Annotated in this window: 19 protein-coding genes; 16 read left to right on the top strand and 3 right to left on the bottom strand. The window is 73.9% G+C overall.

Annotated features, from left to right (window positions below):
* Positions 1 to 11: 11 nt before the first annotated feature.
* The 3 genes from OG767_RS25080 to OG767_RS25070 are packed head-to-tail and all read right to left on the bottom strand — an operon-like array spanning position 12 to position 944.
* The gene (locus OG767_RS25080; protein ID WP_396775732.1) at positions 12 to 410 is read right to left on the bottom strand and encodes a PIN domain-containing protein; all 399 of its coding nucleotides are present in this window, start codon (positions 408 to 410) and stop codon (positions 12 to 14) included.
* The gene (locus OG767_RS25075; RefSeq protein WP_396775730.1) at positions 395 to 652 is read right to left on the bottom strand and encodes a type II toxin-antitoxin system Phd/YefM family antitoxin; all 258 of its coding nucleotides are present in this window, start codon (positions 650 to 652) and stop codon (positions 395 to 397) included. The genes OG767_RS25080 and OG767_RS25075 overlap by 16 nt, the downstream gene beginning before the upstream one ends.
* 46 nt (positions 653 to 698) lie before the next feature.
* A complete protein-coding gene (locus OG767_RS25070) occupies positions 699 to 944 on the bottom strand; it encodes a flavin reductase (RefSeq protein WP_405090778.1) in 246 nt (81 codons plus the stop codon).
* Between the two features lie 214 nt (positions 945 to 1,158).
* On the opposite strand from OG767_RS25070, the gene OG767_RS25065 reads away from it, so the two are divergent.
* The 16 genes from OG767_RS25065 (at position 1,159) to OG767_RS24990 (ending at position 18,325) form a co-directional block, all read left to right on the top strand.
* Positions 1,159 to 1,962 carry a Scr1 family TA system antitoxin-like transcriptional regulator gene (locus tag OG767_RS25065; protein WP_405090777.1) on the top strand — a complete coding sequence of 268 codons (804 nt, stop codon included), beginning with the start codon at positions 1,159 to 1,161 and terminating at the stop codon, positions 1,960 to 1,962.
* Positions 1,953 to 2,141 (top strand): DUF397 domain-containing protein, encoded by a 189-nt coding sequence (locus OG767_RS25060; protein WP_405090776.1) that lies wholly within the window; start codon positions 1,953 to 1,955, stop codon positions 2,139 to 2,141. Before OG767_RS25065 ends, OG767_RS25060 begins: the two co-directional genes overlap by 10 nt.
* Positions 2,142 to 2,303: 162 nt before the next feature.
* A complete protein-coding gene (locus OG767_RS25055) occupies positions 2,304 to 3,320 on the top strand; it encodes a YihY/virulence factor BrkB family protein (protein WP_405090775.1) in 1,017 nt (338 codons plus the stop codon).
* Between the two features lie 206 nt (positions 3,321 to 3,526).
* Positions 3,527 to 4,705 (top strand): ROK family protein, encoded by a 1,179-nt coding sequence (locus OG767_RS25050; protein WP_107155761.1) that lies wholly within the window; start codon positions 3,527 to 3,529, stop codon positions 4,703 to 4,705.
* 182 nt (positions 4,706 to 4,887) lie between these two features.
* A complete protein-coding gene (locus OG767_RS25045) occupies positions 4,888 to 6,453 on the top strand; it encodes a sugar ABC transporter ATP-binding protein (protein WP_405094304.1) in 1,566 nt (521 codons plus the stop codon).
* On the top strand, positions 6,450 to 7,535 hold the full coding sequence (locus OG767_RS25040; protein ID WP_281937119.1) for an ABC transporter permease: 1,086 nt from the start codon (positions 6,450 to 6,452) through the stop codon (positions 7,533 to 7,535). The genes OG767_RS25045 and OG767_RS25040 overlap by 4 nt, the downstream gene beginning before the upstream one ends.
* An 89-nt stretch (positions 7,536 to 7,624) precedes the next feature.
* On the top strand, positions 7,625 to 8,668 hold the full coding sequence (locus OG767_RS25035) for a substrate-binding domain-containing protein (protein WP_405090774.1): 1,044 nt from the start codon (positions 7,625 to 7,627) through the stop codon (positions 8,666 to 8,668).
* A gap of 55 nt (positions 8,669 to 8,723) precedes the next feature.
* Positions 8,724 to 9,920, top strand: coding sequence for a Gfo/Idh/MocA family protein (locus tag OG767_RS25030; protein ID WP_405094303.1), 1,197 nt, complete (start codon positions 8,724 to 8,726; stop codon positions 9,918 to 9,920).
* A gap of 224 nt (positions 9,921 to 10,144) precedes the next feature.
* Entirely contained in the window at positions 10,145 to 11,281 is a 1,137-nt protein-coding gene (locus OG767_RS25025) for an inositol-3-phosphate synthase (RefSeq protein ID WP_405090773.1), read from the top strand.
* Positions 11,278 to 12,297, top strand: a complete 1,020-nt coding sequence (locus tag OG767_RS25020; protein ID WP_405090772.1) for an SCO3242 family prenyltransferase — start codon at positions 11,278 to 11,280, stop codon at positions 12,295 to 12,297. The genes OG767_RS25025 and OG767_RS25020 overlap by 4 nt, the downstream gene beginning before the upstream one ends.
* On the top strand, positions 12,294 to 13,187 hold the full coding sequence (locus tag OG767_RS25015) for a sugar phosphate isomerase/epimerase family protein (RefSeq protein ID WP_405090771.1): 894 nt from the start codon (positions 12,294 to 12,296) through the stop codon (positions 13,185 to 13,187). Before OG767_RS25020 ends, OG767_RS25015 begins: the two co-directional genes overlap by 4 nt.
* A gap of 37 nt (positions 13,188 to 13,224) precedes the next feature.
* On the top strand, positions 13,225 to 13,830 hold the full coding sequence (locus tag OG767_RS25010) for an EboA domain-containing protein (protein ID WP_405090770.1): 606 nt from the start codon (positions 13,225 to 13,227) through the stop codon (positions 13,828 to 13,830).
* A gap of 1 nt (position 13,831) precedes the next feature.
* Positions 13,832 to 14,683 carry a TatD family hydrolase gene (locus OG767_RS25005; protein WP_405090769.1) on the top strand — a complete coding sequence of 284 codons (852 nt, stop codon included), beginning with the start codon at positions 13,832 to 13,834 and terminating at the stop codon, positions 14,681 to 14,683.
* On the top strand, positions 14,683 to 15,870 hold the full coding sequence (gene eboE / locus OG767_RS25000) for a metabolite traffic protein EboE (protein ID WP_405090768.1): 1,188 nt from the start codon (positions 14,683 to 14,685) through the stop codon (positions 15,868 to 15,870). The genes OG767_RS25005 and eboE overlap by 1 nt, the downstream gene beginning before the upstream one ends.
* Positions 15,867 to 17,261 (top strand): nucleotide pyrophosphatase/phosphodiesterase family protein, encoded by a 1,395-nt coding sequence (locus OG767_RS24995; protein WP_405090767.1) that lies wholly within the window; start codon positions 15,867 to 15,869, stop codon positions 17,259 to 17,261. Before eboE ends, OG767_RS24995 begins: the two co-directional genes overlap by 4 nt.
* Positions 17,258 to 18,325 carry a polyprenyl synthetase family protein gene (locus tag OG767_RS24990; RefSeq protein WP_405090766.1) on the top strand — a complete coding sequence of 356 codons (1,068 nt, stop codon included), beginning with the start codon at positions 17,258 to 17,260 and terminating at the stop codon, positions 18,323 to 18,325. Before OG767_RS24995 ends, OG767_RS24990 begins: the two co-directional genes overlap by 4 nt.
* Positions 18,326 to 18,400: the final 75 nt, after the last annotated feature.

Here is an 18,400-nt window from a genome sequence, read left to right as displayed (position 1 = left end):
GTGCTGGCCGCTCAGACCTCCGCGGCCGAGACGTTGGGCAGGTCGCCGAAGCGGGCTTTTGCGTCTCGGCTCAGCACGGTCCGTCCGCTTTCGGCCGCATGAGCGGCGATGATCAGATCGTGGGCGCCGCGTGGTGTCCCGGAGCGGCGTACGTGCGCGATGAGTCGGGCGTGGTGAGCGGCTGTCGCCTCGGTGTAGTCGAGGACGTCAACCGCGCTGACGATCGCCGCCAGGGCTCGTGCCCGGTCGGCCGCGCGTGTGACGGTGTCGGCCAGTTCGATGCCGACCCGGTATTCGGCGACGGTGACGGCGGCGATCGCGAGTTCGTCCTGGTCGAGGGAGTCGCGGTCGAGTGTGCCGCGTTCGTAGGCGATGAGGACGTTGGTGTCGAGGATCAGGCGTCGGCCCATGGATCCGTCCGTTCGCTCGTCACGTAGCCGAGGGCGTCGGCGATGTCCCGCTCGAAGTGATCATCGGGCGACGGGACGTCCGTCAGCGCGGCTCGAAGGTCTCGACCGGTGCGACGGTGGGCTGGATGGATCTCCGCGATCGGGCGGTTTCCGCGCGTGACGATGACGCTCTCGCCGCGCTCGATCGCATCGAGGAGGTCGGAGAATCTCCGCGAGGCTTCGGTGGCCGAGATGGTACGCATGGCGTCAGTGTATCTGATAATCAGACTGTGCCGTCCCGTGTCGTTGTCAGCGGGCCCGAGCCCAGCCGACGAAACGCTGCGCCAGGCCCTGCGGGGTGGCGTTGTCCCGGTCGGCGGCCAGGTCGGCGGTGGCCTCGCACAGCAGCGTGCCGAGATACACCAGCAGCGCGATCCGGTCCTCGCGGTACTCACCGAGCAGCGCCAGCCGGGCGGGGGAGCACGGCCAGGCCGCGCCGCAGATCCGGCAGCGCCAGGACGGGCGGGCCGCGACGTGCGGACGGTACCGGGGCATGGGCGTACCTCCGTCGCAGTGGGAGGGGGCGTCGACGGACCTCGTCGTGCGCCGACGCCCCCGGCCTGGTTCCGCCCGCCGTCCGATCCCGTGAGCGGTTCCGCTGCGTGACAGTCTGGTGACGGCGCGACTACGGTGGGGCGTTCGGCACGGCGACGACCAGCGCGTCCGCCGGCCGGCTCCCGGGTGTGTCGAGGATGTACGGAGGCTGTCCGTGGAACTGTCGTCCATGCTGGAGCACTTCGCGGAGGAGTTACGGCTCGCCCGCGCGGCCAACGGCATGTCCCAGACGTCGTTGGCCGAGGCGCTTAGCTATTCCGGCGCGCTGGTGGCCAAGGTGGAGACCTGTGAGCGCCGCCCGAGCCTGGACTTCGCCCGCCGCTGCGACACGGTGCTCGGCACCGACGGGCGCTTCGAGCGCATCCAGCGGCGGATCGGCCGGGAGGCCGTGGTGCCGTGGTTCCGCGACTGGCCCGGCATCGAGGCGGACTCCACCGCACTGCGTTCGTTCGAGCCGATCTGCGTGCCGGGCCTGCTCCAGACCGAGGGCTACGCCCGCGCGCTGCTCTCCGGCGACGGGCTGTTCGCGCCGGACGAGGTGGAGCAGCAGGTGACGATGCGGCTGGACCGCCAGGCGCTGCTGACCCGCGAACGGCCGCCGCTGCTCACCTTCGTCGTCGACGAGCATGTGGTGCGCCGGCGGGTCGGCGGGCCGGAGGTGATGCGCGAGCAGGTGCGCCACCTGGTGAAGGTCGGCTCGGGGCTGCCCCGGGTGCGGATCCACGTTGTGCCGCTCACGGTCGGGGCCTACCCTGGCCTGAGTGGCCCGTTCGTGATCGCCACCCCGCCGCACGGCGAGGACGTGGTCTACCAGGACGGGCAGCTCCACGCGCAGGTGATCGACCGCGCCGACCACGTGCGGCGGATGGTCGAGGTGTGGGAGTCGGTCCGCGGTGAGGCACTGTCGCACCAGCAGTCCCTCGAATTCCTGACGGAGGTGGCGGGGGCATGGACCTGAGCAACGCCCGGTGGCGCAAGAGCAGCCGCAGCAACGGCCAGGGTGCCAACTGCGTGGAGGTGGCGGACGCCCGGCCCGGCGGGGTCGCGGTGCGTGACTCCAAGGACCCGGCCGGCCCGGTGCTGGCCTTCGCGCCCGACGCCTGGCGCGCGTTCGTCGACCGGCTCCCCGCCCGCTGACCGAAGCCGGGGCGGTGTGACGGGGATGACCCCCGCCCGGCCGCCCCGCTCATGCGCCCCGCCCGTTCCGGCGTACCGGCAGGTTATCCGGGAGGTGGCTGGTTACCCGACCCGACCTCGGGGCAAGTCGTGCAGTGACGACACGACGACGAGGGAGGTGCGATGGCCAGCGACGAGTCTCCCGCCCGCGAGGGGCGCGAGCGTACCGGGCCGGTGGGCCCGGACGACGGTCCGGACAGCCCGACCGAGCTGCCGGGTCCGGGCTGGGTGGCGACGCTCAAGCGGACCGTCCGGGAGTTCCAGGACGACAGCCTTACCGACTGGGCCGCCGCGCTCACCTACTACGGCGTGCTCTCCATCTTCCCGGGCGTGCTGGTGCTGATCTCGCTGCTCGGCCTGCTCGGCGACCGGGCCACCCAGGGTGTGCAGGACACGGTCAACCAGGCGGTGCCCGAGGAGAACATCCGGAAGATCATCGAGAGCGCGATCACGCAGGCCGGTGACTCCGGCGGGCTGGCGAGCATCGCGGCGGTGATCGGTCTGATCGCCGCGTTCTGGTCGGCCTCCGGTTACATCGCCGCGTTCATGCGCGCCTCGAACAGCATCTACGACGTGCCGGAGGGGCGGCCGATCTGGAAGACGCTGCCGATCCGGCTCGGCGTGACCGCGGTGATCGGCGTTCTGCTGCTGATCAGCGCCGTGATCGTGGTGTTCACCGGCGGGTTGGCCGAGCAGGCCGGCAACGCGATCGGGCTCGGCTCGACCGCGGTCACGGTGTGGAACATCGCCAAGTGGCCGGTGCTGCTGCTCCTGGTCAGCCTGATGTTCGCGATCCTCTACTGGGCGTCGCCGAACGCCCGGCACGGCGGCTTCCGCTGGGTCAGCCCCGGTGGCGTGCTGGCCGTGGTGCTCTGGTTGGTGGTGTCCGGCCTGTTCGCGCTCTACGTGAGCAACTTCGGCTCGTACAACAAGACGTACGGCGCGGTGGCCGGCGTGATCATCTTCCTGGTCTGGCTCTGGCTGAGCAACGTGGCCATCCTGCTCGGCGCCGAGTTCGACGCCGAGCTGGAGCGCAGCCGCGCCATCGCCGCCGGCCTCCCCGAGGACAAGGAGCCCTACGTCGAGCTGCGCGACGACCGCAAGCTGCGCAAGAAGCGCAACGCGCCCGCACCGCGCTGATCTCGAACGCCGCCGCCCCGCCCGGTCGAACCGGGCGGGGCGGCGGCGTTTTCATGATTCGGAAGACTCTTTTGTTCATACGGACAGAAGTTTTCGCCAAATGCGCTGAAGCTATGGACACGCGACCCGGAAGGCTCCTACTGTGTCGGACACAACACCTCGGCGTTGCGTCGATGTGAACGACTCCGATGCGGAGGTGACTGCCGGTGCGGACGGTCGATCCCCTGCACGTACGGCTCCTGCGGCTGCTCCGGGACCAGGGCGCGATCTCCCGCGCCGAGCTCGGTGACCGCCTCCAGATGCCCCGCCCGCGGCTGCTCGCCGAGTTGGAGCGGCTGGTCTCCCTCGGCTACGTGGCCGAGGCCGGGCTGGCCGCCTCCCGGGGCGGACGCCGCTCCACGCTGGTCGAGCTGAGCCCGCACCTGCGCTTCGCCTCGGTCGACCTGGGCGCCAGCTCGATCGACGTCGAGGTGGTCAACGGCCGGCTGGAGCCGGTCACCGCGTACACCGAACCGGCCGACATCCGCTCCGGCCCCAAGGTGACCCTGCAAAGGGTCAACGACCTGCTGCACAAGGCCAAGGTGGACGGCGCGTACGAGCGGCTCGACGCGATCGGCATCGGCGTGCCCGGCCCGGTGAGCTTCCGCGACGGGGTGCCGGTCTCGCCACCGATCATGCCGGGCTGGGACCGCTTCCCGGTCCGCGAGCTGCTGACCCGCGAGCACGGCTGCCCGGCCGTGGTCGACAACGACGTCAACATCATGGCGATCGGCGAGCGGCACGGCGGCGTCGCCCACTCGGTCGACGACTTCCTCTTCATCAAGATCGGCACCGGCATCGGCTGCGGCATCTACCTGCACGGCGAGGTCTACCGGGGCACCGACGGCTGCGCCGGCGACATCGGCCACATCCAGGTCGACCCGAACGGCCCGATGTGCTCCTGCGGCAACCTCGGCTGCCTGGAGGCGGTGTTCAGCGGCGCGGCGCTGGCCCGGGAGGCGACCGCCGCGGCCCGCGCCGAGGTCTCACCAGCCCTGGTCGAGCGGCTCACCGCCCGGGGCGCGGTCACCGCGCTGGACGTGGCCCAGGGCGCGATCGAGGGCGACGTCACCTGCATCCAGCTCATCCGTGACGGCGGCCGGCGGGTCGGCAGCGTGCTGGCCGGGCTGGTCAGCTTCACCAACCCGTCCATGATCGTCATCGGTGGCGGGCTCGCGCAGCTCGGCCACATCCTGCTCGCCGAGATCCGCAGCGTGGTCTACCGCCGCTCGCTGCCGCTGGCCACCGGCAACCTGCCGGTCGTCCTCTCCGAGCTGGGCCCGCGCGCCGGCGTCGCCGGCGCCGCCGTGCTCGCCAGCGACGTCGCGTTCGGGGAAGCCGCATGACCGAGCGCACCGAGCGGAGCGAGGGCCGTGAGGGCATGCCCGACCAGCCCCGCATGACCGAGCGCACCGAGCGGAGCGAGGGCCGTGAGGGCATGCCCAGCCAGCCCCGCATGACCGAGCGCACCGAGCGGAGCGAGGGCCGTGAGGGCATGCCCAGCCAGCACCGCATGAAGGAGGGGGAGATGACCGGGAAGGAACCGCTGGTCGGGGCGCCCGCCGACGCCGTCGCGGGCGAGGTGGTGCTGCGCCTCACCGACGTGGTGAAGACGTTCCCCGGCGTACGCGCGCTGGACGGCGTGCAGTTGGAGGTGCGGGCCGGCGAGGTGCACTGCCTGCTGGGGCAGAACGGCGCCGGCAAGTCCACCCTGATCAAGGTGCTCGCCGGTGTGCACCGGCCGGATTCCGGCGAGGTGGTGTGGCGCGGCGAACCGGCCGCGTTCGCCAACCCGCAGGCCGCCATGCGCGCCGGCATCGCCACCATCTACCAGGAACTCGACCTGGTCGACGACCTGTCGGTGGCGGAGAACGCGTTCCTCGGCCACGAGCCGCGCCGGCTCGGCTTCGTCCGGCGCGGGCACATGGCCCGGCGGACCCGGCAGATCCTGGCCCGGCTCGGCCACCCGGAGATCCCGCCCGGGCGGCTGGTGCGGCACCTGCCGGCGGCCGGCAAGCAGATCGTCAGCATGGCCCGGGCGCTGTCCCACGAGGCCCGCCTGATCATCATGGACGAGCCGAGCGCGGTGCTGGCCCACGACGAGGTGGGCAACCTGTTCCGGATCATCCGGGAACTCACCGCGCAGGGCATCGCGGTCATCTACATCTCGCACCGGATGGAGGAGATCCGCGAGATCGGCGACCGGGTGACCGTACTCAAGGACGGCCGGACCACGGCGGCGAGCCTGCCGGCGCGTGACACCCCGACCCGCGACCTGGTCGCCCGGATGACCGGGCGGACCATCGAGTACGTCTTCCCGCAGCGCCCGGCCGACGACCGCGCCGGCGCGGAGCTGCTCCGGGTGGACGGGCTGACCCGGCACGGCGAGTTCGCCGACGTCTCGCTCGGCGTGCGGGCCGGGGAGATCGTCGGGATCGCGGGGCTGGTCGGTTCCGGCCGCTCCGAGCTGCTGGAGACCATCTTCGGGGCCCGCCGGGCGCACGCCGGGACGGTCCGGCTGGCCGGCAAGGCACTGCGGCCGGGCAGCGTGGGCGCGGCGGTCCGGGCCGGCATGGGCATGGCGCCCGAGGAGCGCAAGAGCCAGGCGCTGCTGCTCGGCGAGCCGATCTACCGCAACGTCACGCTCGCCACGTTCGGCAGGTACGCCCGCCTGGGCTTCACCGACGCCGGGCGGGAACGGGCCGAGGCGGACCGGATCGCCGCCGCGCTGGAGCTGCGCCCCCGGGACGTACGCCGGCCGGTGCGCACGCTGTCCGGCGGCAACCAGCAGAAGGTGGTGGTCGGCCGGTGGCTGCTCGGGGACACCCGGCTGTTGCTGCTCGACGAGCCGACCCGGGGCGTGGACGTGGGCGCCCGCGCCGAGCTGTACCAGGTGATCCGCGACCTGGCCGCCCGGGGCGTCGGGGTGCTGCTGGTCTCCAGCGAGGTGCCCGAGGTGCTGGGCCTGGCCGACCGGGTGCTGGTGATGCGGGAGGGCCGGGTGGTCCGCGAGGCCCCGGCCGGCGAACTCGACGAGAACACCGTGCTCGACCTCGTGATGGCGGGGTCCCTCATGGAAGGCGCACCGGCATGAGCGATACCCACACCACGCTGCCCGCGCAGTCGCCGCCGGTGGACCGGGCGGAGACCGCCAAGGTCGACGCGCCGGCCCGGCTCTCCTGGTGGCGCGGCGACGGCGGGGAGGGCGCGAAGCGCAACCTCGGCCTGCTGGCCACGCTTGTGGTGCTGGTGGTCATCGGCATCCTGACCCGCCCCGACCTGTACGGCGACCCGAACTGGGTGTGGGGCAACACGCTCACCATCCTCAAGCTCGCCTCGGTGGTCGGCGTGGTCACCGTCGGCATGACCTTCGTGATCATCGGCGGCGGCATCGACCTGTCGGTCGGCGCGATCGTGGCGCTGGCCGGTGTCTGGTCCACCACGCTCGCCACCCAGAGCTACGGCGCCGGCGGCATGATCTTCAGCGCGCTCACCGTCGGGCTGGCCGTCGGCGTGGTCAACGGCCTGCTCATCTCGTACGGGCGGCTGGTGCCGTTCATCGCCACGCTGGCCATGCTGGTGGCCGCCCGAGGGCTCGCGGCGGAGATCTCCGACAAGCAGACCCAGGTCTCCACCAGCTCGTTCATCAACGGCATCGCCACCACCAACGTGCTCGGCATCCCGCTGCTCGTCTACATCCTGATCGCGGTGGTGGCGGCCGGGTGGGTGCTGCTCAACCGGACCACGTTCGGCCGTCGCACGGTGGCGGTCGGCGGCAACCCGGAGGCGGCCCGGCTCGCCGGCATCAACGTACGCCGGCACACCGTGCTGCTCTACGCGCTCTCCGGCCTCTGCTGCGGCATCGCCGCGGTGATGCTGACCGCGCAGGCCACCTCCGCCCAGGCGGCGATGGCCAACCTCTACGAGCTGGACGCGATCGCCGCCGCGATCATCGGCGGCACGCTGCTCAGCGGCGGGCGGGGCACCATCATCGGCTCCCTGCTCGGGGTGATCATCTTCTCCACGATCACCAACCTGTTCGCCATCAACAACCTCTCCGCCGAGGCCCAGAACATGGTCAAGGGCGGCATCATCGTCGCCGCCGTCCTGGTCCAGCAGGTGCAGTTCCGCAGCCTGACCCAGTTCCTCGCCCGCAACCGGGCCACCACCACCTGACCCACCGCACCACCAGGCCGCCGTCGCGCAGACGGTGGCCCGGCCCACCGCACCCGAAATCACCCCCACCACCTCATCAGGGAGCCGTCATGACAAGTGACCTGTCACGCCGCCGGTTGCTCTTCGGCGGGGCCGCCGTCTCCGCCGGGGTGCTGCTCGCCGGTTGCACGAGCAACGAGCAGTCCCCCACCGAGGCGCAGACCAAGGCCGCCGCGACCGGCGCCGCCGCCGAACCGGGCAAGAAGGTGACCATCGGCTTCTCCGCCCCGGCCGCCGACCACGGTTGGATCGCCGCCATCACCAACAACGCCAAGGCGCAGGCCGGGGCGTACTCCGACGTGGAGCTGAAGTCGGTGGAGGCCGGCGCGGACGCGGCGGCCCAGCGGGCGGCGCTGTCCACGCTGATCTCCCAGAAGCCGGACGTGATCGTGCTGCTGCCGCACGACGGCAAGGAACTCAACGCGTTCGGCCTGGAGGCGATGAAGGCCGGCATCCCGGTGGTCAACCTGGACCGGGCGTTCCCCGACCCGAAGGCCTACCGGCTCCAGATCAAGGGCGACAACTACGGCATGGGGGTGGCCGCCGCCACCTACATCGCCGAGCAGCTCAAGGCGAAGGGCGTCAGCAACCCGGTGATCGGTGAGATCCCCGGCATCGAGTCGCTGGAGCTGACCCAGGAACGCTCCAAGGGCTTCGCCGACACGCTCGCCTCGTACGGGCTGAAGGTGGCCAACCGCCGGCCGGCCGAGTTCACCGTGGACTCCGGCCAGCAGGCCGCCACCGGTTTGTTCCAGGCGCTGCCGAAGATCGACGCGGTCTGGAACCACGACGACGACCAGGGCATCGGCGTGCTCGCCGCCGTCACCCAGGCCAACCGCAAGGAGTTCTTCATGGTCGGCGGCGCCGGCTCGAAGAAGGCCATGGAGGACATCGCCGCCGACAACACGGTGCTGAAGGCGACCGTCACCTACAGCCCGTCGATGGCCTCCTCGGCCATCTCCCTGGCCCGGCTGATCGGGCAGGGCAAGGGCATGTCCGACCTGGTGGAACTCCAGGTACCGAAGGAGATCGTGCTCTCCTCCGAGACGATCACCAAGGAGAACTCGGGCGACTACCTGAAGCTCGGGTTCTGACACACACGGGGGGAGACCCAGCTTGTCCAGTCACGACAGCATCCTGCGGGTCGGCATGGTCGGCTACGCGTTCATGGGCGCCGCGCACTCGCAGGCGTGGCGCACCGTGAACCGCGTGTTCGACCTGCCGGCGCGGGTGCGGATGGCGCTCGTCTGCGGCCGGGACGAACCGAAGGTGGCCGAGGCCGCCGACCGGCTCGGCTGGGACGGGTACACCACCGACTGGCGGCGACTCGTCGAGTCCGACGAGATCGACGTGGTGGACATCTGCACGCCGGGGGACAGCCACCGCGAGATCGCCCTCGCCGCGTTGGCCGCGGGCAAGCACGTGCTGTGCGAGAAGCCGCTGGCCAACACCGTCGCCGAGGCGCGGGAGATGACCGCCGCCGCGGCCCGGGCCCGGGCGTCCGGGGTCCGCGCGATGTGCGGCTTCAACTACCGGCGGGTGCCCGCGGTCGCCCTGATGCGGCAGCTCGTCGCCGACGGGCGGCTCGGCGAGATCCGGCACGTCCGGGCGGTCTACCTCCAGGACTGGATCGTCGATCCGCAGTTCCCGCTGGTGTGGCGGTTGCAGAAGGACCGGGCGGGCTCCGGCGCGCTGGGCGACATCGGCGCGCACATCATCGACCTGACCCAGTACGTCACCGGGCAGCTCGTCAGCGGCGTCAGCGCGCTCACCGAGACGTTCGTCAAGCAGCGGCCGTTGCCGGCCGGGTCGAGCGGCCTGGCCGCGCAGGCCGACGGCAACGGCCGGGGCACCGGTGCGGTCACCGTGGACGACGCGGCGGTCTTCGTGGCGCGGCTCGACGGCGGCGCGCTCGCCACGTACGAGGCGACCCGCTTCGCCACCGGCCGCAAGAACGCGCTGCGGGTCGAGATCAACGGCTCACGCGGCAGCGTGGTGTTCGACCTGGAACGCCTCAACGAACTGGAGTTCCTGGACGCCACCCGGCCCGCCGCCGAGCAGGGGTTCAGCCGGATCCTGGTGACCGAGCCGGAGCATCCGTACCTGGACGCGTGGTGGCCGCCCGGCCACATCATCGGCTACGAGCACTCCTTCACCCACCAGATGCGCGACTTCGTCGAGGCGGTAGCCACCGCAACCGACCCGACCCCGTCGTTCGCCGACGCGTTGCAGGTGCAGCTCGTACTGGACGCGGTCGAGCGCTCCGCCGAAGCCGCCACCTTCACGGAGGTGGCGAAGGAAGGGGCCCCGCTTAACGCCTCCGGTATAGGAGGGGGCCCCGCTTAACAATCCGCCCACTCCGCGCGGCGCGGAAGCGCCGCCGACACCCTTCCGGCGCCGGCCGGCGAGGGCCCACCGCGGTTGCGCCCCGCGGCGGGCACGAGGCCGGCGTCGGGGAGCGTGCCGCCGGAGTCCTCCGGGGGGCACGACCAGCACGGCCCTCCGGTGCGGCCGGACCGGGATTCCCCGGCCGCACCGGTGGACCGGCACCGACCTGGGGAGGTAACGCGATGCGTACGGGTGTCTGGCTGGTGGGAGCACGTGGTTCGGTCGCGACCACAAGCGTGGTCGGGGCGCTCGCCCTGCGGGCCGGGCTCACCGCACCGACCGGCTGCGTCACCGAACTGCCCGACCTGCGGGGTCCCGCGCTGCCGGGCCTCGCCGATCTCGTCTTCGGCGGCCACGACGTGGTCGCCACCCCGCTGACCAAACGCGCCGAGGCGCTCGCCGCCGCCGGCGTGCTGCCCGGCCGGCTCGCCGCCGCCGTCGCGCCGGAGCTGGCCGACGTCGAGGCGGCGCTGCGACCCGCGCCGACCGAGGGCGACCCGGCCACGCGGATCGCCGCCGTGGTCGACGACCTGACCGACTTCCGCCGCCGGTACGACCTGGACCGGGTGGTGGTGGTCAACGTGGCCGCCACCGAGCCGGCGCCCGCCCCGCACCCGGCCCACCACGACCTGACCGCGCTGCGCGCCGCGCTCGACGTGCTGCCGGCCAGCTCCCGGTACGCGTACGCGGCGTTCACCGCCGGCTGCCCGTACGTCGACTTCACCCCGTCCACCGGCGCCCGGCTGCCGGCGCTGGCGGCACTGGCCGACGAGCGCGGCCTGCCGTACGCCGGGCATGACGGCAAGACCGGCGAGACGCTGCTCAAGTCGGTGCTCGCGCCGATGTTCGCGATGCGGCACCTGGCGGTGCGTTCCTGGTCCGGGACGAACCTGCTCGGCGGCGGCGACGGCGCGACGCTCGCCGAGCCGGCCGCCAACGCCGCCAAGGTGGGCAGCAAGCAGCGGGTGCTCGCCGAGACGCTCGGCTACCTGCCGCAGGGCAGCACCCGGATCGACTACGTCGAGGAGCTGGGCGACTTCAAGACCGCCTGGGACCTGGTCACGTTCGCCGGCTTCCTGGGCACCGGGATGCGGATGGAATTCACCTGGCACGGCTGCGACTCGGCGCTGGCCGCCCCGCTGGTGCTCGACCTGGCCCGGCTGACCGCCGCCGCGCACGCCGCCGGCCGCCGAGGCCCCCTCGCCGAGCTGGCGTTCTTCTTCAAGGACCCGCTCGGCGACACCGGCCACGCGCTCGGTGAGCAGTGGGCGGTGCTGTGCGACTTCGTGGCCGGCCTGCACGCGGAGGCGGCCCGGTGACCCGGCTCGCCGACCTGGCCGAGCTGGTCCGCGCGCCGGCCGCGCTCTCCGTGCCCGGGGACGTGCTGGCCGGGGCCGCGTCGGCCGGGACGCTCGGCCGGCGTACGCCCGCGTTGGCCGGCGCGTCGGTGCTGCTCTACTGGGCCGGGATGGCCGCCAACGACTGGGCGGACCGGCGGCTCGACGCGGTGGAGCGCCCGGAGCGGCCGATCCCGTCCGGCCGGGTCCGCCCCGCCGTCGCACTCGGCCTGGCCGGCGGCCTGACCGCCGCCGGCCTCGCCGTCGCCACCGCCGCCGGGGGCGTCCGCGCGGCGGCCGTCGCGGTCCCGCTCGCCGCCACCATCTGGGGGTACGACCTGAGCGCGAAGGACACCACGGCCGGTCCCGCCGTGATGGCCGCGTGCCGAGGGCTGGACGTGCTGCTCGGCGCAACCACGACCCCGACCGCCCGGGGATGCGCCGCAGGCGGCGACCGGTGGTCCGGCGGCGGACCGTCCGGCACCGGCTACGGCCGGGGTGCCGGCGGGTCGGGCGGGAGCGTCGGACCGGCGTTGCTGCGGGCGCTGCCGGCGGCGCTTACCGTCGCCGCGCACACCTGGACCGTCACCGCGCTGTCCCGCCGCGAGGTGACCGGGGTGGCGGACCGGCGGTTGCCGGGCCTCACCCTGGCCGGCACCGCGCTGATCGCGCTCGCCGCCCCGGGTCGGCCGACCGTGTTAAGCGGGGCCCCCTCCTCTACCGAATGCGTTAAGAGGGGGCCCTTCCTTCGGCTCGGTGCGGTGGTGCCGGTGGCGCTCGCGGCCGGCTACGCCGTGCGGTACGGGCGGGCGCAGGCCCGGGTGCTCGCCGACCCGTCGCCGGCCCGGGTGCGCGCCGCGGTCGGCGCCGGCATCACCGGGCTGCCCGCGTTGCAGGGCGCGCTGACCGCCCGCGCCGGCGTCGGGCTGCTCGGCCTCGCGGTGGCCGCCGCCGCCCCGCTCGGCCGCCGCCTGGCCCGGCTGGTCTCGCCGACATGACCACCGTGACCCCGGCCGCCCCCCGCCGGCCCGCGCCCGCGCCGGGTCGGCTGCGATTCGGGTACGGCACCAACGGCTTCACCAACCACCGGCTCGACGACGCGCTCGCGGTGCTCGCCGACCTCGGCTACGAGGGTGTGGCGCTCACCCTGGACCACGACCATCTGGACCCGTTCGCCAGCGGGCTGGCCGGCCGGGTGGCCGCCGTGCGCCGCCGGCTGGACGCGCTCGGGTTGGCCGTGGTGGTCGAGACCGGCGCCCGCTACCTGCTCGACCCGTGGCACAAGCACGCCCCGACGCTGCTGCACGACGAGCCGGCCCGCCGCGTCGAGTTCCTCCGCCGGGCGGTCCGGATCGGCGCCGACCTGGGCGCGGAGGCGGTCTCCTACTGGGCCGGCGTACGCCCGCCGGAGGTGCCGCCACCGGTCGCGTGGGAACGCCTGGTCGCCGGCTGCGCCACGGTCTGCGCCGAGGCGGCGGCGGCCGGCGTGCCGCTCGGCTTCGAACCCGAGCCGGGCATGCTGGTCGAGGACATCGCCGGCTGGCGGCGGCTGCGCGACGCGCTCGACGCGCCGCCCGGCTTCGGCATCACGCTCGACATCGGACACTGCCGCTGCCTGGAACCGCTGCCGGTGCCCGACTGCGTGGCGGCGGTCGCCGACCACCTGGTCAACGTGCAGATCGACGACATGCGCCGGGGCGTGCACGAGCACCTGGAGTTCGGCACCGGGGAGATCGACTTCCCGCCGGTGCTTGCCGCGCTGGCCGACGCCGGCTACCACGGGCTGGTCGCGGTGGAACTGCCCCGGCACTCGCACGCCGCCCCGACCGTCGCCGCCCGCTCACTCGACTTCCTGCGCGCCGCCGCCCGGCGCGGCGAGGGGCGGTGAGGCGACCACCATCCACCACCGGCAGAGGGGAGACGGCATGACACCCGACCGACTGCGCGCCGCGCTGCGGGGCGTACCCGATCCGCAGTGGCTGGACGCGGCGCGGCGCCGCGTCGCGACCGAACCCGCGGCGATCCCGCGCTACTTCGCCGCCGCCGCCCGGCGGTGCGGGCGCGGGCCGGTGCCCGACCCGCCCGGCTGGACGGTCGACGAGGCGGCCCGGGCGTTGCTGCTCACCGCGTTGCCCACCGGGCACGCCGGCGCGGCCGAGACGCTCTACCGGGAGGGCGACGCGGCCGAGAAACGGGCCGTGCTGCGGGCACTGCCGCTGCTGCCGATCGGGGCGGAGTGCGTGCCGCTGCTGCACGACGCGATCCGCACCAACGACACCCGGCTGGTCGCCGCCGCGCTCGGCCCCTACGCCCGGCACCTGGAACAGCCGGCCTGGCGGCAGGCGGTGCTCAAGTGCGTGTTCACCGGCGTGCCGCTGGCCGTGGTCGACAGCCTGACCGACCGGGCCGACGGCGAGCTGGCGCAGATGCTGGCCGGGTACGCCGCCGAGCGGCACGCCGCCGGCCGGAGCATGCCCGCCGACGCCGCCGACCTGCTGGACCGGCTCACCATCCCCACCACGGAGGCGTGACATGCGCATCTTCGACCCGCACATCCACATGACGTCCCGGACCACCGACGACTACGAGCGGATGGCCGCCGCCGGGGTGCGCGCGGTGGTCGAGCCGGCGTTCTGGCTGGGCCAGCCGCGTACCAGCGTGGACAGCTTCGTCGACTACTTCGACTCGCTCGTCGGCTGGGAGCCGTTCCGGGCCGGGCAGTTCGGCGTCCGGCACCACGCCACCGTGGCGCTGAACCCGAAGGAGGCCAACGACCCGCGTTGCCGGCCGGTGCTCGACGTGCTGCCGCGCTACCTGGACAAGGACGGCGTGGTCGCGGTCGGCGAGATCGGCTACGACGCGATGACCCCGGCCGAGGACGCCGCGTTCGCCGGTCAGCTCGCGTTGGCCGTCGCGCACGACCTGCCCGCGCTGGTGCACACCCCGCACCGGGACAAGGCCCGCGGCGTCGCACGCACGCTCGCGGTGGTCGCCGAGTCGGGCATCGCGCCCGGGCGGGTGCTGATCGACCACCTCAACGAGGTGACCGTGAAGCTGGTCCGGGACACCGGCTGTTGGCTGGGCTTCTCGATCTATCCGGAGACGAAGATGTCGCCGCCGCGGATGGTCGAGCTGCTGAAGACGTACGGGACGGAGCGGATGCTCGTCAACTCCGCCGCCGACTGGGGGCGCTCCGACCCGCTGCTCACCCGGGACACCGGGGAGGCGATGCTGGCCGCCGGGTTCGACGCCGACGACGTGGACCGGGTGCTGTGGCGCAACCCGGTGGAGTTCTACGGCCAGTCCGGCCGGCTCGACCTCAGCGACGTGGACGCGCCCGCGCCCACGTTCGCCGGCAACTCGATCCGGCGCGGGGGCGAGTGATGCGGCTGCGGCATGCCGACGGCAGCACCGTCCATCTCGGCTACTGCACCAACGTCCACCCCGCCGAGGACCTGCCGGGCATCCTCGCCCAGCTCGACACGTACGCGGTCGCGGTACGCCGCCGGCTCGACGCCGACCTGCTCGGGCTGGGACTGTGGCTGGCCGCCCCGGCCGCCGCCGCGCTCGCCGCCGACCCGGCGGCCCGCCGCCGGCTGCGTCACGAGCTGACCGTACGCGGGCTGGAGGTGGTCACGCTCAACGGTTTCCCGTACGCGGCGTTCCAGGCCCCGGTGGTCAAGGGCGCGGTGTACCAGCCGGACTGGACCACGCCGGCGCGGCTGGCGTACACGCTGGACCTGGCCCGGGTGCTGGCCGACCTGCTGCCCGACGACGCGGCGCGCGGTTCGGTCTCCACGCTGCCGGTGGCCTGGCGTACGCCGTGGGACGCCGGCCGGGCCGAGTCGGCGCGGCGGATGCTCGACGCGCTCGCCGCCGGGCTGGCCGACGTGCAGCGGGACACCGGCCGGGTGGTCCGGGTCGGCTTCGAGCCGGAACCGGGGTGTCTGGTGGAGTCCACCGGACAGGCCCGCGCGGTATTGTCAGCCATGGATACCGAGCGGCTCGGGATCTGCCTGGACCTGGCGCACCTGGCGTGCGCGTGGGAGGCACCGGCCGACGCGCTGGCCCGGCTGCGCGACGCCGGCCTGCCGGTGGTCAAGGTGCAGGTCTCCGCCGCCGTCGAGGCCCCCGACCCGGCCGGCGCGACCGGTGCGCTGCGCCGCTTCGTCGAGCCACGGTTCCTGCACCAGACCCGCGCGGCGGGCTGCGCCGGCGCCACCGATCCGGCCGACCCGGCGTACGCCGCCGACGACCTGGACGCGGCACTCGACGCGCGGCTGCCCGGGGCATGGCGGGTGCACTACCACGTGCCGCTGCACGCCCCACCCGAGCCGCCGCTGCGCTCCACCGTGCCGGTGCTGCGGGCCGCGCTCGCCGCGCTGTTCGCCGGCCCGGCCGCCGGCTGCGACCACCTCGACGTGGAGACGTACACCTGGGGGGTGCTGCCGGTGGCGCGGCGGCCGCGCGGCGACGCGGAGCTGGCCGCCGGCATCGCCGCCGAACTGGCCTTCGCCCGCGACGAGCTGACCGGCCTCGGGCTGGCCACGGCGGCCGGAGTGCCCTCATGAGCCGGCGGCTGGTGGTGCTCGACGTGGTCGGGTTGACGCCGCGCCTGCTGGCGCACATGCCCCGGCTGCGCGCGGTGGCCGAGGCCGGCTTCGTCGCCGAGCTGGGCACCGTGCTGCCGGCGGTGACCTGCTCGGCGCAGGCCACGTTCCTGACCGGTGAGCCGCCCGCCGGGCACGGCGTGGTGGGCAACGGCTGGTACTTCCGGGACCTCGGCGAGGTGCTGCTCTGGCGGCAGCACCACGCGCTGGTCGGTGGCGAGAAGGTGTGGCAGGCGGCGCGCCGGGTCGAGCCGGGCTACCGGGTCGCCAACGTCTGCTGGTGGTACGCCATGGGCGCGGACGTCGACTGGACGGTCACGCCACGCCCGGTCTACCACGCCGACGGTCGCAAGGAGCCGGACTGCTGGACCGACCCGCCGGAGCTGCACGACACGCTGACCGACGCGCTCGGCACGTTCCCGCTGTTCACCTACTGGGGGCCGGGCGCGGGGCTGCCGTCGTCGGCGTGGATCAGCCGGGCCGCGCAGCGGATCCTGGCCGACCACGCCCCCGACCTGACCCTGGTCTACCTGCCGCACCTCGACTACGACCTGCAACGCTTCGGGCCGTCCGCGCCGCAGGCCGCCGCCGCGGCGGCGGAGCTGGACGCGGTGCTCGGGCCGCTGCTGGACGCGGCGCGGGAGCGCGACGCGACAGTGGTGGCGCTCTCCGAGTACGGCATCACCGACGTCTCCCGCCCGGTGGACGTCAACCGGATGCTGCGCGCCGAAGGGCTGCTGCGCGTCTACACGCAGGCCGGGATGGAATACCTCGACCCGTGGACGTCACGGGCCTTCGCGGTGGCCGACCACCAGGTGGCGCACGTCTACGTGCGGGACCCGGCGGACGTGCCGGCGGTGGCGAAGCGCTGTGCCGCGCTGCCCGGCGTCGCCGAGGTGCTGGACGCGGCCGGGCAGGCCGGGTACGGGTTGGCCCATCCCCGCGCCGGTGAGCTGGTGCTGGTGGCCGAGCCGGACGCCTGGTTCACCTACTACTACTGGCTGGACGACGCGCGGGCGCCCGACTTCGCCCGGCTGGTCGAGATCCACCGCAAGCCCGGCTACGACCCGGCGGAGCTGTTCTTCGACCCGGCCGCCCCGGGTGCCGCGAAGCGCCGGGCGGCGGTGGCGTTGGCCCGCAAGAAGCTGGGGATGCGCTACCTGATGAGCGTGGTCGGGCTGGACGCCGGGGCGCGGGCGGTGCGCGGCTCGCACGGCCGGCTGCCCGCCGACCCGGCGGACGGGCCGGTGCTGCTCTGCTCCGACCCGGCCGCGGCCCGCTCCCTGGTCGCGGCGACGGACGTCAAGGCGTTGCTGCTCCAGCTCGCCGGACTGGCCCGGGAGGCCCCATGACCGTCGCCGTCGACCGGACCGACCCGGCCCTGCTGCGGGGCCGCTTCGACGCCGCGCTCGCCGCGTTCCTGGACGCGCGGCGGCCGGGTCGGCCGGACGACGGTACGGGGGCCGTCCACACCGCGTTGCGCCGTTTCGTCCTGGCCGGTGGCAAGCGGCTGCGCCCGCTGTTCTGCTACTGGGGCTGGCGGGGCTCCGGCGGCCCGGACGGGCGGCCGATCGTGGTCGCCGCGTCGGCGCTGGAGTTGTTCCACGCGTTCGCCCTGATCCACGACGACATCCTGGACCGCAGCGACCGGCGGCGCGGCGAGCCGACGCTGCACCGGCACTTCGCCGGGCTGCACGCCGGCGCGGGCTGGTCGGGCGACCCGGCGGCGTACGGGCGGGCGGCGGCGTTGCTCTGCGGCGACCTCTGCGCCACCTGGTCGGCCCAGATGTTCCACGGCTGTGGGTTGCCGGCCGAGCGGCTGCGCCGGGGGCATCCGTTGCTGGCCCGGATGCGGGCCGAGGTGATCGCGGGGGAGTACCTGGACGTGGTGGCGGCGACCGGTGACGGCTCGGTGGCGAGCGCGCTCACCGTGGTGCGGCTGAAGACGGCCCGCTACACGGTGACCCGGCCGATCCAGGTGGGGGCCGCGTTGGCCGGCGCGACGCCGGACGTGGTGGCCGCGTTGGCCGGCTTCGGTGATCCGCTGGGGGACGCGTTCCAGCTCCGCGACGACCTGCTCGGCGTGTTCGGGGACCCGGCGGTGACCGGCAAGTCCACCATGGAGGACCTGCGGGAGGGCAAGCCGACGGTGCTGCTGGCGCTGGCCCGGGCGGCGGTCGGTCCGGCCGGCGCGGCCCGGCTGCGGGCGCTGGTCGGCGATCCGGCCCTGGACCAGGCGGGGGCGGCCGAGGTCCGCGCGCTCATCGAGGCGTCGGGCGCGCGGGACGCGGTGGAGCGGATGATCCGCGCGCGGGCGGACGCGGCGCTTGTCGCGCTGGACGGGCTGCCGCTGGCGGCGTCGGCGCGGCGGGCGCTGGCCACGCTCGCGGAACACGCCGTCGAGCGCCGCGCCTGACCCGACTTTTGTCGTGACGCGTCAAAAGTCAAAGCTGATCGATCAGAAGCTATGGACAGGCTGATCGAAAGGTCC

The organism is Micromonospora sp. NBC_01392 (genome assembly GCF_045040125.1).
Classification (GTDB): domain Bacteria; phylum Actinomycetota; class Actinomycetes; order Mycobacteriales; family Micromonosporaceae; genus Micromonospora.
This window is presented reverse-complemented; position numbering and strand designations above follow the sequence as displayed.

What these genes read in the sequence shown, in the direction of transcription:
- OG767_RS25080 (WP_396775732.1), bottom strand. Translation starts at nt 410, where the DNA reads ATGGGCCGACGCCTGATCCTCGACACCAACGTCCTCATCGCCTACGAA.
- OG767_RS25075 (WP_396775730.1), bottom strand. Translation starts at nt 652, where the DNA reads ATGCGTACCATCTCGGCCACCGAAGCCTCGCGGAGATTCTCCGACCTC.
- OG767_RS25070 (WP_405090778.1), bottom strand. Translation starts at nt 944, where the DNA reads ATGCCCCGGTACCGTCCGCACGTCGCGGCCCGCCCGTCCTGGCGCTGC.
- OG767_RS25060 (WP_405090776.1), top strand. Translation starts at nt 1,953, where the DNA reads ATGGACCTGAGCAACGCCCGGTGGCGCAAGAGCAGCCGCAGCAACGGC.
- OG767_RS25055 (WP_405090775.1), top strand. Translation starts at nt 2,304, where the DNA reads ATGGCCAGCGACGAGTCTCCCGCCCGCGAGGGGCGCGAGCGTACCGGG.
- OG767_RS25045 (WP_405094304.1), top strand. Translation starts at nt 4,888, where the DNA reads ATGACCGGGAAGGAACCGCTGGTCGGGGCGCCCGCCGACGCCGTCGCG.
- OG767_RS25040 (WP_281937119.1), top strand. Translation starts at nt 6,450, where the DNA reads ATGAGCGATACCCACACCACGCTGCCCGCGCAGTCGCCGCCGGTGGAC.
- OG767_RS25035 (WP_405090774.1), top strand. Translation starts at nt 7,625, where the DNA reads ATGACAAGTGACCTGTCACGCCGCCGGTTGCTCTTCGGCGGGGCCGCC.
- OG767_RS25030 (WP_405094303.1), top strand. Translation starts at nt 8,724, where the DNA reads ATGGTCGGCTACGCGTTCATGGGCGCCGCGCACTCGCAGGCGTGGCGC.
- OG767_RS25025 (WP_405090773.1), top strand. Translation starts at nt 10,145, where the DNA reads ATGCGTACGGGTGTCTGGCTGGTGGGAGCACGTGGTTCGGTCGCGACC.
- OG767_RS25015 (WP_405090771.1), top strand. Translation starts at nt 12,294, where the DNA reads ATGACCACCGTGACCCCGGCCGCCCCCCGCCGGCCCGCGCCCGCGCCG.
- OG767_RS25010 (WP_405090770.1), top strand. Translation starts at nt 13,225, where the DNA reads ATGACACCCGACCGACTGCGCGCCGCGCTGCGGGGCGTACCCGATCCG.
- OG767_RS25005 (WP_405090769.1), top strand. Translation starts at nt 13,832, where the DNA reads ATGCGCATCTTCGACCCGCACATCCACATGACGTCCCGGACCACCGAC.
- eboE (WP_405090768.1), top strand. Translation starts at nt 14,683, where the DNA reads ATGCGGCTGCGGCATGCCGACGGCAGCACCGTCCATCTCGGCTACTGC.
- OG767_RS24995 (WP_405090767.1), top strand. Translation starts at nt 15,867, where the DNA reads ATGAGCCGGCGGCTGGTGGTGCTCGACGTGGTCGGGTTGACGCCGCGC.
- OG767_RS24990 (WP_405090766.1), top strand. Translation starts at nt 17,258, where the DNA reads ATGACCGTCGCCGTCGACCGGACCGACCCGGCCCTGCTGCGGGGCCGC.